The 13,731-nt window shown below is 56.7% G+C and carries 17 protein-coding genes; 8 read left to right on the forward strand and 9 right to left on the reverse strand.

The features are described 5' to 3' along the window. Positions 1-119 precede the first annotated feature (119 nt). Positions 120-734, forward strand: a complete 615-nt coding sequence (locus RBB47_RS29885) for a transglutaminase-like cysteine peptidase (RefSeq protein ID WP_371932872.1) — start codon at positions 120-122, stop codon at positions 732-734. 155 nt (positions 735-889) lie between these two features. On the opposite strand, the gene RBB47_RS29890 is transcribed toward RBB47_RS29885, so the two are convergent. Together RBB47_RS29890 and RBB47_RS29895 are read right to left on the reverse strand one after the other, a co-directional pair. Next, positions 890-1,417: a gamma carbonic anhydrase family protein gene (locus RBB47_RS29890; protein ID WP_305989591.1), complete on the reverse strand. Its 528-nt coding sequence runs from the start codon at positions 1,415-1,417 to the stop codon at positions 890-892. Between the two features lie 6 nt (positions 1,418-1,423). Continuing rightward, positions 1,424-1,921: a hypothetical protein gene (locus RBB47_RS29895; protein ID WP_305989592.1), complete on the reverse strand. Its 498-nt coding sequence runs from the start codon at positions 1,919-1,921 to the stop codon at positions 1,424-1,426. 42 nt (positions 1,922-1,963) lie between these two features. Between RBB47_RS29895 and RBB47_RS29900 the strand changes: the two genes are divergently transcribed. Further along, positions 1,964-2,689, forward strand: a complete 726-nt coding sequence (locus RBB47_RS29900; RefSeq protein WP_305989593.1) for a hypothetical protein — start codon at positions 1,964-1,966, stop codon at positions 2,687-2,689. A 59-nt stretch (positions 2,690-2,748) separates the two neighbouring features. Here RBB47_RS29900 and RBB47_RS29905 read toward each other — a convergent pair whose 3' ends face one another. Both RBB47_RS29905 and cysE read right to left on the reverse strand, forming a co-directional pair. Then, positions 2,749-2,964 (reverse strand): DUF3126 family protein, encoded by a 216-nt coding sequence (locus RBB47_RS29905; protein WP_305989594.1) that lies wholly within the window; start codon positions 2,962-2,964, stop codon positions 2,749-2,751. A 118-nt stretch (positions 2,965-3,082) separates the two neighbouring features. Beyond that, positions 3,083-3,904, reverse strand: coding sequence for a serine O-acetyltransferase (gene cysE, locus RBB47_RS29910; protein ID WP_305989595.1), 822 nt, complete (start codon positions 3,902-3,904; stop codon positions 3,083-3,085). Positions 3,905-4,073: 169 nt separating this feature from the next. On the opposite strand from cysE, the gene RBB47_RS29915 reads away from it, so the two are divergent. Beyond that, on the forward strand, positions 4,074-4,886 hold the full coding sequence (locus RBB47_RS29915; protein WP_305989596.1) for an enoyl-CoA hydratase-related protein: 813 nt from the start codon (positions 4,074-4,076) through the stop codon (positions 4,884-4,886). Between the two features lie 61 nt (positions 4,887-4,947). Here the strand turns inward: RBB47_RS29915 and RBB47_RS29920 are convergent, their stop codons facing one another. Together RBB47_RS29920 and RBB47_RS29925 are read right to left on the reverse strand one after the other, a co-directional pair. Then, positions 4,948-5,850, reverse strand: a complete 903-nt coding sequence (locus tag RBB47_RS29920; RefSeq protein ID WP_305989625.1) for an alpha/beta fold hydrolase — start codon at positions 5,848-5,850, stop codon at positions 4,948-4,950. A 59-nt stretch (positions 5,851-5,909) separates the two neighbouring features. Further along, a complete protein-coding gene (locus tag RBB47_RS29925; protein ID WP_305989597.1) occupies positions 5,910-6,665 on the reverse strand; it encodes an alpha/beta fold hydrolase in 756 nt (251 codons plus the stop codon). 207 nt (positions 6,666-6,872) lie between these two features. Here RBB47_RS29925 and RBB47_RS29930 point away from each other — a divergent pair, with 207 nt between their 5' ends. The 5 genes from RBB47_RS29930 (at position 6,873) to RBB47_RS29950 (ending at position 10,519) form a co-directional block, all read left to right on the forward strand. Continuing rightward, complete coding sequence (locus RBB47_RS29930) at positions 6,873-7,118, forward strand: zinc-finger domain-containing protein (RefSeq protein WP_305989598.1); 246 nt, start codon at positions 6,873-6,875, stop codon at positions 7,116-7,118. A gap of 14 nt (positions 7,119-7,132) precedes the next feature. Continuing rightward, on the forward strand, positions 7,133-8,335 hold the full coding sequence (locus tag RBB47_RS29935; protein WP_305989599.1) for an FAD-dependent monooxygenase: 1,203 nt from the start codon (positions 7,133-7,135) through the stop codon (positions 8,333-8,335). A gap of 73 nt (positions 8,336-8,408) precedes the next feature. Beyond that, positions 8,409-9,155, forward strand: coding sequence for a competence/damage-inducible protein A (locus RBB47_RS29940; RefSeq protein WP_305989600.1), 747 nt, complete (start codon positions 8,409-8,411; stop codon positions 9,153-9,155). Positions 9,156-9,171: 16 nt separating this feature from the next. Further along, complete coding sequence (gene gpt / locus RBB47_RS29945) at positions 9,172-9,681, forward strand: xanthine phosphoribosyltransferase (protein ID WP_305989601.1); 510 nt, start codon at positions 9,172-9,174, stop codon at positions 9,679-9,681. Positions 9,682-9,829: 148 nt separating this feature from the next. Further along, positions 9,830-10,519 carry a L,D-transpeptidase gene (locus RBB47_RS29950; RefSeq protein WP_305989602.1) on the forward strand — a complete coding sequence of 230 codons (690 nt, stop codon included), beginning with the start codon at positions 9,830-9,832 and terminating at the stop codon, positions 10,517-10,519. A 160-nt stretch (positions 10,520-10,679) separates the two neighbouring features. Here the strand turns inward: RBB47_RS29950 and RBB47_RS29955 are convergent, their stop codons facing one another. The 3 genes from RBB47_RS29955 to RBB47_RS29965 form a co-directional block, all read right to left on the reverse strand. Continuing rightward, positions 10,680-10,946: a hypothetical protein gene (locus RBB47_RS29955; RefSeq protein WP_305989603.1), complete on the reverse strand. Its 267-nt coding sequence runs from the start codon at positions 10,944-10,946 to the stop codon at positions 10,680-10,682. Positions 10,947-11,134: 188 nt separating this feature from the next. Next, positions 11,135-11,842 (reverse strand): DNA/RNA nuclease SfsA, encoded by a 708-nt coding sequence (sfsA, locus tag RBB47_RS29960; RefSeq protein ID WP_305989604.1) that lies wholly within the window; start codon positions 11,840-11,842, stop codon positions 11,135-11,137. Positions 11,843-11,888: 46 nt separating this feature from the next. Continuing rightward, complete coding sequence (locus RBB47_RS29965; RefSeq protein WP_305989626.1) at positions 11,889-13,313, reverse strand: TrkH family potassium uptake protein; 1,425 nt, start codon at positions 13,311-13,313, stop codon at positions 11,889-11,891. Positions 13,314-13,731 lie beyond the last annotated feature (418 nt).

Consider the following 13,731-nt stretch of genomic DNA (forward strand, 5'->3'; position numbering starts at 1 on the left):
CATTTGAATCAAATGTAATTCAAAATAAATTTAAGTATAAATTAGATTTTACTTCGGAGTTTTTCGCGAAGTAAAAAGCATTGAGTCATTGTATCGCCAGCCTTGGGGAGGGCGTTACGATGAATTTACTTGAAAGACTACTTTTCGCTGCAGCAATCGCGGTCACTGGAGTTGTCACCGGAGCTCCGGCGATGGCTGATCCCGGACGCTTCATGGAAATGAAGACGGCCACGAAAGCGCCGATCGGCCACAAGCAGTTTTGCCGCGACAACAGCTGGGCTTGCCCGAAAGAGCAGTATCAGCCGGTTGTGGTCAAGCTCAATGAAGCGCGCTGGAACCAGCTGATCGCCATCAATGCGGAGGTCAACCAGCGTATCCGCCCGATGACCGACGAGGATCTCTTCGGCAAGCTTGAGCACTGGTCCTACCCGGTTAACGGATATGGCGACTGCGAGGAGTACGTTCTGGAAAAGCAGCGCATCCTGATCGAAGCCGGCTGGCCGAAAAGTGCTCTGCTCATCACCGTGGCAAAGGATGTCCAGAATTCGGGTCACGCGGTCCTGACGGTCAGAACCGATCACGGCGACATGATCCTCGACAACCAGATCGAGGCGGTCCTGCCCTGGTACTCGACCCCCTACCGCTACATCAAGCGCCAGTCGGCGCGCTCGCCCGTCAAGTGGACAGGCATTTCCGACACCCGCGTGACCACTGTCAGCAGCGTGTCCCAATAAGAATAAGGATAGGGATCGGCTTCTTCGGGAGCCGTCTGGACGATCCGGTCGCGTCCCCACCCTCCCCATCCCTACCACGACCGGATCCAGGGAACCGGCCAGCCCCCGCTGACCGGTTCCCGCCTTTTCCCGATCGCTTCAGAATTTGAGCAGTTTCAGGCGTCCGACAGGCCCGCCTTGTAGCGGCGCCAGTTCCTGACATACCCCTGTGCAGAATTGCGGATGTTGTCCGCTGCCTCATCCGGCAGTGTCCGGATTACCTTGCCCGGCACACCGACAACGAGAGAATTGTCCGGAATCTCCTTGCCTTCGCCGATCAGCGCATTGGCCCCGACAATACAGTTCGAGCCGATAACGGCACCGTTCAATACGGTTGCCCCCATCCCGATCAACGAATTGTCCTTGATCGTGCAGCCATGCAGGATCGCGTTGTGTCCGATCGTACAGTCGGCGCCGATCGTGAGCGGAAAGCCCATATCCGTGTGGAAGACGCAGCCGTCTTGAACATTGGAGCGCGCACCGACAATTACCGGTTCATTGTCGCCTCTCAGAATGGCGCCAAACCAGACACTCGCCTCATCGTCCAGGCGAATATCGCCGATCAGCGTGGCGTTCGGAGCGATCCAGTAGTCGCCGCTTTCGGGAAAACGCGGCCTGCGGCCGTCAAGCTGAAAGACAGACATGGAACCTCAACCGTAGCCGGCGACAATGAGCGCGACGTTCATGACCATGATACCGGAACACATGCTCCACATACCCGCAATCGTGGAAGATGCGAGCAGCCACCCAAGCGGCCGTTTTTCAATCCGGCGGCCCCGAATGGCATTGCGCATGATGATGAAGGGGCCCGCAAATACACATAAGAAGATTTCGACCATAAAGGACAGAATATTTTCGCCGGAAAAGCTGAATCGCGGCGGTTCCTTTGTGACAAGCTGATAAAGGCTGCCGAGAACTCCCGCGGCTACAAAACCTGCGCTCGCTATATATCCAACGAGAAGAAGATCGAAGAACACGCCCGTTAACCCCTTATTAACAACTTCACCGTGAAAGTGATTAACAATTACTAAACGGTCAATTGCAAAGACTGTGCCGGACGGGCAAATGGGCAAAATACTGCACTTCAGGCCGCACAGGTCACACAGCGGGACACCCGCAAGAGGAACACTTGTTCCGTTTCGGGACATAGTGTCCCGAAACAGGGCACGCCAGCTAACGGAGGCCTTGAGGTGATCCCGGTCTCGCTTCCGGCGCCGAGCAACGCAAACCCGCGCCGTTTCAGGCTGCTTGCGATCGCCATGCTCGTCCTCGGAAGCGCCCACATCGCAGAACGCGCGACATATTGGACCGGCACCTGGGACACGCGCTCCACGTTTTTCCAAAAGAGAGGACCTGTCGACCTGACCATTGGCGGTGCAGACTTCCGGCTGCCGCTTGGATACATCAAATCGCACAGGCAAAGACTTCAGGCGCAGGACGGCATCAAGCCATTTTCGTCGCTGCACCTTTCAATGACCTGGCCCGGTCTCGCGGTTCCCGGCTCTCAGGGTATTTCAGGTGTTCTCGGCGCTGGTGGCAGCGAAATCCTGGTTGAGCTTGAACACAGTCCCGGTCGCGAAAACATGCGCGCGCGGCTCGATCCGTTTTACCGCAGGCTGGCACGCGGAGGCGAAACCAGCGGACCTGGCGGTCTCAAGATACTCACCTTGTCGCCGAGAGGCTCATCCGGCCGGGATCTGATCGTCTACGATCCCTCACAGCGAAATGGCTTTATCGCACGCTGCCTCCGGAAAAAAACCGGTAGAGAGGCAACCTGTCACCGGGCAATCGTGCTCGCATCGGGGCTGGCACTCCGGTACCGCTTCGACCAGGATTTATTGCATGACTGGCGCCGGATCGACGGAGAAATCATCCAGAAGGTCACAGACTTCCGTCAGGCGGAGCAATCGACGTAAAAAAGGCGGCCCCAAACCGGGTAACCGCCCTTTCAACGTCACAAAACGTGGCCTGGTCCTCAGACTTCGTCCAAATCGATCTCGAGGATAGCCATCTGAAAATTCCAGCTCAGATCGTCGTCCTCATCATCGCGGAAGATGACCCCGATGAATTCCTCGCCGATATAGACTTCCGCAGAATCGTCTTTACGCGGGCGAGCCCGGACCTGAAGGCTGGGCAATTCGAACTTCATGCGCAGGTAAGCTTCGATCTTGCGGATTTCATCGGGTTTCACGGCGCACTCCTTATCAATGACGACTGCTATTTAGTCGCGTGGACCGTATAAGACCAGTCCTAAATGCCAAACCCTTTCCGCAAACTTTCCCCCGCTTCCTTGTCCGGCAGATTAAAGCTCAGTCATCACCCAATAGCTGGTTCATGCTGCGCGCCGGTTCCGGGCATCCCGCCTTGCCGACAATCCTGGCAGGAACCCCAGCAACGGTCGTATTTTCCGGAACATCGGCAAGGACGACCGATCCAGCCGCTATCCGTGAGCAATGGCCGATTTCCAGATTGCCGAGGATCTTGGCTCCGGCGCCGATCAGAACACCGTGGCGGATCTTGGGATGACGGTCGCCGTCTTCCTTGCCAGTGCCACCGAGCGTGACACCCTGAAGGATCGAAACGTCATCGCCGATCGATGCCGTGCCGCCCACGACGATACCTGTGCCATGGTCGATAAATATGCCGCGCCCGACAGGAACGGCCGGGTGGATATCAATCTGGAAGACCTCAGACGCCCTGCTCTGCAGATAAAGCGCAAAATCCTTGCGCCCCCGTCGCCACAGCCAATTGGCAAGGCGGTGCGTCTGCAGGCCATGGAAACCTTTGAAATAAAGAACCGGTTCCAGGTAACGGAAGCATGCCGGGTCGCGGTCAAACACGGCAACAATGTCGACGCGGAAGATCTTGGCGAGGTCCGGTTCGTCTGCCAATGCTTCCAGATAAGTCTGGCGGATCAGAGAGGCAGAAACGATGTCGCGTCCGAGCCGGTCTCCAAGGCGGTGCAAAACCGCTTCTTCCAGGCTGTCGTGATTGAGAACGGTCTCATAGACAAAGGAAGACAAAGCAGGTTCGGCAGACACCATCTGCTGGGCCTCTTCCCGCAACTGCTGCCAGACCGGGTCGTGGGTTGGAACGCGCTCTACGCCGGGCTTGGTAATCGGTGCCGACATGGGCTGTCTCCTTTTCAAGCCGCCAAAAAGTTAGCCCTAAGATAGGACTGTCGTCTGATTTTCCAAAATGAAACTTGCTGATATCAGATATGAAGCCTCTTTATGAAATCTAAAAACACTTAGATTTCCAGCGGTGTGTGGCCTATCGATCAAGTTTTGAGGACCAATCATGCAAGATGCCGGTGACAAGGATACGACCACGGACAACCCGCTCCTGAACGTGCGCGGCCGGATCGCTGAGATCCTGCTGAATGCGCCGGAGCGCAAAAATGCACTGTCCCGCGCCGCCTGGGAACGCATTCCCGCGTTGATCGATCAAATAAATGCTCTGCCGGATGTTCGAATTTGTGTGGTCAAAGGCGCGGGCAGCACATGCTTTTGCGCAGGCGCGGATATCGCCGAATTCGAGGCAACCCGTTCCACACCTGAAGCTGCAATGCACTATGACGCCATAAATGTTGCCGCCTTCAAGGCCCTCAAATCCTTCCCGGGGCCCGTCATCGCCGCAATTGAAGGCCCCTGCCTCGGCGGCGGTCTCGGTGTTGCCCTTGCCTGTGACTTGCGCATTGCCTCAAAGACAGCCTTCTTCGGAATTCCGGCAGCAAAACTTGGACTGGCCTATCCGCCGGATGCGCTGACCGATCTTTTGGAGGCAGTCTCGCCGTCCGACGCCAAGCGCATCCTGTTCACCGGGGACCGGTTCTCCGCAGATGCAGCTTTTCAAATGGGCTTGATTAACGAAATCGTGGAACCGGACGGCCTGGAGGCTCGTATCGAGGCACTCTGTTCAACGATCAGCACGAACGCACCGCTTTCGATCAGGGCCGCAAAACAGGCCGTGAACCATCTCTCCCAATCATCTGCTGCCGGAGACCTGGAACGCCATCGCGCGGACGCCGAACGCTGCATCGAAAGTGCCGACTACAAAGAAGGCTGTCGCGCGTTTTTGGAAAAAAGGCGGCCAGAATTCTCTGGCTATTGACCAAGGGTGACTTGTCTCGCCCGGATTCGATTTCTGAACAAATGCACGCAAACGACTGGAATCAGATCAATTCTTTCGCCATCGCAAGTTCCGCATCTGATTTCAGCTCTACCAGAAAGTCTTCGACAGCAGATGCAAACACGTCATTCCGGTCGCCGGCAACCATATGCCCTGCGTCCTGAATGTCGGTGAACTTGGCATGAGGCACCTGTTCCAGGAACTCGTTGACATGATCCATAGACACGAGCTCGGAGTTTCGGCCACGAATGAGAAGGACCGGCAGCGACAGATTGCTGACGGCTGCCAGCAAGTCCGCCTGCACCTGTTCAGACAGCTTCCTGTCATTGTGCTGGCGTGTCTTCAAAAATGCAGGATCCCAGTGCCAGCGGTAGCGGCCGTCTTCATGAAGCCTGAGATTCTTGGAAAGGCCCGATAGATCTCTTGGACGCGCACGGTTCGGCAAATAGCGCGAAATCGCATCTGCCGCTTCTTCCACATTCGCAAAGCCTTCCTCGACCCGATCGCCCATGAAGCCGATGATCTTGCTGACGCCGCCCATATCCATGCGCGGCGTGATGTCCACCAGAACAAGCGCAGACAAACCGCCGGGGCTTTCCTGTCCTTCTGCAAACATACCGGCAAGCCCGCCGAGAGACGCACCAACAACAACCGGCTTTGCCCTGTGCAGCGCCACGATCTGCCGCGTCACCGCCACAAGGTCCCTCCCGAAATCATGGAAGGTATAATTTTCGGATGAAACCCAATCACTTTCACCGTGCCCGCGCTGGTCCAGCGAATAGACCGGATGCCCAAGGTCAGCGATCCTTGCGGCCGCCGCATCCCAGGAATGCCGCGTTTGTCCACCGCCATGCAGCATGAGCACCGGCTGACTGCCCTCTCCATACCGGTCGGCGATCAGCCTGTTCTTTTCAGCGCCCTGAAATTCAACGCGTTTCGGCCCCATCATTTCCTCGTCATTGCTTCGTCGCACCGGTCGCACATGTGTTGGCGACCGGGTTCGCGTCAGGCATCGATATTGTTCAAAAACGCCAGAACACCTTGCTTGTGAACTTTGTCGCCCACGGCGACCATATGATCGCGCCCGGGTATTTCGAGGACTTCGGCATGCGGGATCAGATCTGCGAGTTTGTGCGGTGAGCCCGCTATGTCGTCCTTTGTCCCCACCGCAACGAGCACGGGCCTGTCGATCCGAGCCACGTCTTCTTCGCTGATTTTCTGCCTGGATGACCGCATACAGGCGGCAAGCGCCAGTCTGTCCGAACCCGTTTGATCCGCAAACGCCCGGAAAGCCCTGCCATTGCGGTCCTTGATGTCCTGGATCCGGTCGGTTTCCAAAGCAGCCGCGATGGGTTCAGGGTCGCCGACACCGGCAACCATGCCGTAGCCGAGGCCGCTGAAAATGGCCCGTTTGACGCGGTCCGGGTGATTGAGCGTCACAAATGCCGAGATACGCGCTCCCATCGAGTAGCCCATGACGTCCGCGCGCTCGATTTCCAAGTAATCCAGAAGACCTCTGGCATCCTCTGCCATGAGCGGCGCGCCATAGGCTGCCGGATCATAGAGTTTCTCGCTCTCGCCATGTCCGCGATTGTCGAGCGCAATCACGCGGCGGCCATCCTTAACCAGAAGGTCAATCCAACCAGGATACTGCCAGTTCACCTGCTTATTCGAGGCAAATCCGTGTATGAGCAGGATCGGATCCCCCTCGCCTTCATCGAGATAGGAAATCCCGACACCGTTAATGTCCACATACGGCATGAAATGAATTGACCCTTACGTAAACGGAAAACAAACCGATTTCTACATTACGGGGATTGCCCTTGCTTGGCAAAGGAGAAAACGAACCCCTGAACGAATTGCCGAATGCGGCGCTAAGGCCCCTACCTTTTCCGCTCACAAATGGATATGGTCGCCAAAATTTGGTATCGGGAGTCGGTCCCGGCGAGTCTTAAAAGGAATGTGACAATGGCGGATCAGGTCGTCCCGCATTTTCAGAACACCAGCGGACACGATTCAGTCGCAATCGGCTCACGCAAGTTCATGTGCATCGGCGCACGGCCGCCGTTTGATCATCCGCACATCTTTCTGGACATGGGGAGCGAAAACGAAATCGTCTGCCCCTACTGCTCTACGCTCTACAAATTCGATCCAACGCTCAAGGCCGACGAGTCGTCGCCGAACGACTGCAACTGGACACCTGAAGCCGCCTGAGTGAGGGCGGCGCCATGCCCGACAAAAACCAAGCTTCCCACCCTATTGCCATCGCCGGTGGCGGCATCGGCGGTCTGACCGCTGCCTTGACCCTGCAAAAGCAGGGGCACGACATCGTGGTCCTGGAACGCGCTCGCCAGATTTCCGAAGTCGGTGCCGGTCTCCAGCTTTCCCCGAATGCCTGCTCCGTTCTCGGTCAACTCGACCTTTTGGACGATCTTGAACCCTTTGCCTACGCGCCGGACGGTCTCAGGATATGGTCCGGCAAAACGGGCCAGCAGCTCGCGCGTGTCGAACTCGGCAAGTACATCAAGGAGCGTCACGGCAATCCGTTCTGGGTTATCCACCGTGCTGACCTTCAGCGTGCTTTACTTGAAAAGGCGCAAGCGACCCCTGGCATCACCATCCAGCTCGGCTGCGAGGTCAAGGATCTGACCTCCTCGCCATACGACCATCTGGTTTGTATCTATCGCTGCGGCGACGACACAGGAAACCTGAACTGCAAGGCGCTGATCGGTGCAGACGGGGTCTGGTCAAAAACCAGGCGTCTCATTCCCGCGCACAAGAATGCACAATTCAGCGGACAGGTCGCTTACCGTGCTACGGTTCCAATGGAACAGGTTGACCAGAAGTTCACGCGTGACACCGGTCTTTGGCTGCACCGGGATTCCCACCTCGTTCACTATCCGATCCGTGGTGGCCGCGAGCTCAACATAGTGGCACTGGCCAAGGAAGACTGGAGTGACGAAACCTGGTCGGCCGAAGCGGACAAGGATGCGGTGCTGCGCGTTTTCAAGGACTGGCCCGCCGGGACCAGAAACCTTCTCAATGCACCGGACCAGTGGCTCAAATGGGCATTGTGCAGCGTCGACGCGTCCGGTCCCTGGTCACACGGGCACGTGGCACTAATGGGCGATGCGGCCCACGCCATGCTTCCCTTCATGGCACAAGGTGCAGCCATGTCGATCGAAGACGCGGCCATTCTGGCGAAACACCTGCCGGCTGATGTCCAGAACATTGCCTCGGCCTTGAGGTCATTTGAGCGCGAACGAAAACCCCGCGCCGCGCATATCCAGGGCATTTCGCGCACAAACGCGCGCACGTTCCACTATTCAGGTCCCATGGCGTTGGCCCGTGACACGGTCTTGAAACTGTCGAAGCCGACAGCGCTGGCACAACGTTTTGATGACATTTATGGCTGGACACCCGACCAATGAACCGTTCTTGGCTTGAGCTGCGGGGAAAGCTGCGATAAAGCCAATCCCCATCCAGGTTTCAGGGAGTTCGACGATGAGCGGTCAGAAGGCAGATGACGTTGTAACCGCTGCGTTTCTGGTCATCGGTGACGAGATCCTGTCGGGCCGCACCAAAGACAAGAACATCGGCTTTGTTGCCGACTATATGACCTCTCTCGGCATAGACCTGAAGGAAGTACGTGTCGTTCCTGACGAAAGGGACGAGATCGTTGGCGCTGTCAACGCACTGCGAAACCGCTACGACTACGTTTTCACTTCCGGTGGCATCGGACCGACGCACGACGACATCACCGCCGAAAGCGTCGCCGCAGCGTTCGGCGTACCTCTGAACCTTGATCCGCGCGCCGTCGCCATCCTGGAAAAGCATTATGTGCCCGGTCAGTTCACACCGGCGCGTCAAAGAATGGCGCGCATTCCGGAGGGCGCCGACCTCATCGAGAACAAAGTGTCCAAGGCGCCCGGTTTCCGGATCGAGAACGTGCATGTAATGGCGGGTGTGCCGTCAATCATGCAAGCCATGATGGATGCTATTGCACCGACACTCAAAACAGGCCGGAAGATGCTGTCCGAAACAGTCTCTGCCGACATGCCGGAAAGCCGGATTGCCGATCGCCTCGCCGCGATTCAGGATGCGCATCCGGACACACTCATCGGATCCTATCCGAACGCATCCGACGGCAAATTCACAACACAGGTCGTCATCCGTTCCCGCGACGAAGCCGTACTGAAGGCTGCTGCCGACGACGTCGCGCAGGCCGTTGCTGACATTCTGGGATCATAAAGAGCGAGATTGAAGAATGGAAAATCCCACCCAAGACAAGGCCTTCCCGGTCTCCTGGGACATGTTTCACCGTGACTCCCGCGCGCTGGCATGGCGCCTGTCCAGCGTAGGCGAATGGAAAGCGATCGTGTGCATTACCCGTGGCGGTCTCGTACCGGCCGGTATTGTTGCACGGGAACTCGGGATCCGGACCATCGAGACAGTCTGTATTGCGTCCTATCATGACTATGACAACCAGGGTCAGCTCCAGGTGATCAAGCCGGTCGACCCCAAGGTCATCGATCTGGAAGACGGAGAAGGCAGTGGTGTTCTTGTTATCGACGACCTGGTCGACACAGGAAAGACCTTGAAAGTCGTCCGCGAAATGCTTCCCAAGGCGCATTATGCGACCGTCTACGCCAAGCCGGTCGGGGTGCCCATGGTCGACACGTTCATCACCGAAGTTTCGCAGGACACCTGGATTTATTTCCCTTGGGACATGGGCTGGCAGTTCCAGCCGCCGCTGTCGAAAGACACGGCCGGGTAAGCCGGAGAGCAACGGGGTCCTGCCAGCTGGCTGCGGTTATCACCAGCTGATGACTTGACCGTCGTGTTACTGCCGGAAAAATCCTGATAAAACGGGGTATTCGCGCGCGCTGCGCAAGTCCAGTTTCGTGAAGGGAACAGGATCAAGAATGCTGAACAGACGACTGTTCCTTGCCTGTTCTGCCGGGGCGCTTGCCGCCGGGTGTCAGACCAGTAACAGCACAGGCAGGCTTCCACCGAGGCCCGGGTCGCAGGCCGTTGCAAAAGCGCCGGAGGCCAAAGACTCCCTTTCCCCGGAATTTGTCCAGATGTACCGGGCGATGCCGGAAGAACCATATCCGGTCCCGGCTGTCGACATCAGCAAAATAGACCCGGTTTATTACCGAAGACTTGTCGATTATTCCTCGTCTGAGCCTGCCGGAACGATCGTCGTGGATACGCCAAACCGGTTTCTTTATCTGACCATGGATAACGGCAAGGCAATGCGGTACGGCGTCGGTATCGGCCGCGCCGGATTTGCCTGGGGCGGCCGTGCACGTATCGCCGCCAAAAGGGCCTGGCCAAAATGGTTTCCGCCCGCCGAAATGATCGAGCGCGAACCGAAGCTTGAAAAGTATCGCGGTGGCATGGACCCCGGGCTGGAGAACCCGTTGGGCGCACGCGCGCTATATATTTATGAGGGCAACAAGGACACGCTTTACCGGCTGCACGGAACGTCGGCGACCTGGTCTATTGGCAAGGCGGTGTCTTCTGGATGCGTGAGAATGCTGCACCAGGACGTGATTGATCTCTATAATCGCGTTCCAAACGGAACACCGATCGTCGTGCGGCAGGTCTGATCCCCACCACAGCTGAAAAAGAGAAGCCGGCCGCAGCGCCATTGAAGAAGCGCATCAGCAAAAACCGGCCTGAAGAGAATGTATTGAGGTAGATGCCCTGCGATCTTGGCCGATCCGGCCAAGACGCAAGTAAGGTCAGCAAAAGAACCATCTCGGGCTCTTAGCGGTTGCTGCTCCGCTTGACAGTGTAGCCACCGGCATTCGAACCGTTCGGCTTCACCTTGAAGACGCCAAACGGCGGGTTTTGTTTGATGCCGCCATGGTTGGCGCAAGCAACTTCAGCGCTGATGGCATCATCGGGCCCGAAGTCATAAACGGTACCGTCCGCGCACTCAACGACATGGTTGGCAGCCTGAGCCGTCATCGGCAAGGCGGTAAAGCCTACGGTGACGGCAGCAGCCGCAGCAAGAAGTGTATTCAGTTTCATTCCAATCTCCGTTTGTTGCGTCAGCCTCGTTGCTGACACGCACAAGATGGAGAGTGGAGTTATCCAAACCGCGTCGGCGCGGGTCTCAATTGTATCGCCGAAGGTCAGCGCCGATACACAAGACACACAGCGCCCCTGCACCCTACTCGGCAATTGAACCGGCCGCGCATTCAGTCCGGGCCAGCGTATTACTCAATGACGATTTTGACCGGTTTATCGGCATCAATCCCGTCAAGCCGCACGTCGCAGCCAATCGCGTAAGCTTCCACACCGGCATCCCGTGCTTCGGCAAAAGCCTTTGCATAGGCCGGATCGATATCCGCCGCCAGGCTGAGCTTTGTGCAATCGGGCCGTTGAACCAGAAACACCATGGCGGCGCGGTGTCCCTCTGCAACCATGTCTCCAAGCTCGACCAGGTGTTTTGCACCCCGGGCGGTGACACTGTCGGGAAACTCGGCCAATCCCTGTTCGCGCATCAGGTGAACATTCTTCACCTCAACAAAGGTCTGTTTCCCGTCGCTGGCTTCGAGCAGGATGTCGATGCGTGAGTTTTTGCCGTATTTCACTTCGCGGCGAAGCGAAGCGTAACCGGATAGCGCCTCGATACGCCCGGCCTCGATCGCCTCCTCCACCAGCTTGTTGGGATGGGCTGTATTGATGCCGACAAGAGCCCCGTCCGCCTCGATGACCTCCCAGGAATACTTCAGTTTGCGTTTCGGATTGTCGGATGGCGACAGCCACACGCGCGAGCCCGGTTCCTTCAGACCGAGCATCGACCCAGGATTGGCGCAGTGTGCGGTGATTTCATTGCCATCTTCATCGAGAACAACATCAGCGAGAAATCGTTTGTAGCGCTTGACGAGACGTCCACTGACGAGCGGTGCTGCAAATTTCATCTTTCAGAGACCCTTACATCCGGGAAAAGGCAAAGGTGCGCGCGATCTACTTCGACCAGAAATCCGGATCGAGCAGAACCAGAACGGTGAAGAGTTCAAGGCGGCCGACAAGCATCGCAAACGACAAAAGCCACTTGGCACCGTCGGGCAGCGGCGCGAAATGACCAGCCGGGCCAATGACCGGACCGAGCCCCGGGCCGACATTGCCAACAGATGTTGCTGCGGCGGAAATCGCAGTCACGAGATCCAGATCGAAGAACGACAGCGCCACGGAGATGATGCCGACCGACCCCATGTAGACGACAAGAAACGCCAGGACCGAGAACGAGAGTTCCGGTGTCAGCCGCGTTCCCGCATATTCTTCCGAGACAATGCGGTGCGGGCGTACCATGCGCCTCAGATGGGCACGGACGGTGCCGAAAAACACCAGAAACCGGAATATCTTGATCCCGCCGGTAGTCGACCCCGTGCAGCCGCCAACGAACATCAGCAGGAACGCAATACCGACAACCGGAGCACCCCATTGGGTAAAATCGCCAAGCGCATAACCGGTTCCCGTGACGATCGACACCACGTTGAATGTCGCCCTGAGCAACGCCTCGTCGAAGGGAAAGCGCATATTGATGCCGAGATAGACCGTCAGCGTGAGCGACACCAGCACCAGAAAACCGAGCAAGGCGCGTACCTGAGGATCACGCCAGAGCTGCAACGGGTGGCCGCGTAGCGCCTGAATAATCAGAACGAAAGGCAGCGCACCGATAATCATGAAAACGACCGCGACCCAACCGGACGCCGGGTTCTTGAAATAGCCAAATGACTGGTCATGGGTTGAATAACCGCCGGTCGCAATCGTTGTCAGAGCGTGATTGAAGGCATCGAACAGCTCCATTCCGGTTGCCAGATATGCGGCAATGCACAGAACGGTCAAAAAGATGTAGGCAAGCCCGATCAGTCGGATCAGCTCGACCGACCGGCTTACGATTTTCTCCGAGCGGTCGGAACTCTCACTCTGAAAGAGCTGCATCCCGCCAATTCTGAGAAACGGCAGCAGGACGATGGCCATAACGATGATACCAACGCCGCCCATCCACTGCAGCATGGAGCGCCAGACGAGCAGTCCGGGCGGCAGCCCGTCCAGACCGGTCAAGACTGTCGAGCCCGTCGTGGTAAAGCCGGAAACCGCCTCGAAGACCGCATCTGCATAGCCAATACCGAGCCAGAGGAACGGCAAGGCACCGAAAGCGGGCAACGTCGCCCAGGACAGCGTCGTCAGAATGAATGTCTGCCTGGTATCTAGCCCTTCCCGCAGCGAACCTCCGACTGCGAGCGAAAGCAGCATTCCGATCATGCCGGTCAAAAGTGCGGAAAAGACAAAGGCCTGCCAGTCTGCGTTTTTCTGGGCGACATCAACGATGGCCGGAATGAGCATGGCGGTGGCCAGACCGACATACAAAAACCCGAGCACGTTCAATACTGGTTTGAAAGATATCAAGCAGAACTCGTCCCGAAACCCGTTGCAGCAAGCGGCTCAGTTGCCCAATGAGGACCCGCCTTTCCGTCGTACCGCTTTTCCGCCGGTTTTCCAATGGCATCCAGCTGCCTTCCCCCTGAAGTTCGTAAGACAGCAGCATGAAAACGCAAAAATCGAGACACCTCATGTATAAATTCAGCTTTATCAGACAACAATAACGGTGATTTCAAAATCAATTCTTAGAATAGAGATATAATTTCAAATTATACGGTATTAAATTATTGTATTAAAGTAAAAATACGAATCATATTGAATTATATTTTTAAATTTTTTTTGGTTAATCTATTTTCGGATAAATTGAAGACATTATTAAACAAATTCACATTTCGACGAATGCAAATGCAACCAAAGATATAAT

This window comes from Roseibium sp. MMSF_3544, assembly GCF_030732845.1.
GTDB lineage: Bacteria > Pseudomonadota > Alphaproteobacteria > Rhizobiales > Stappiaceae > Roseibium.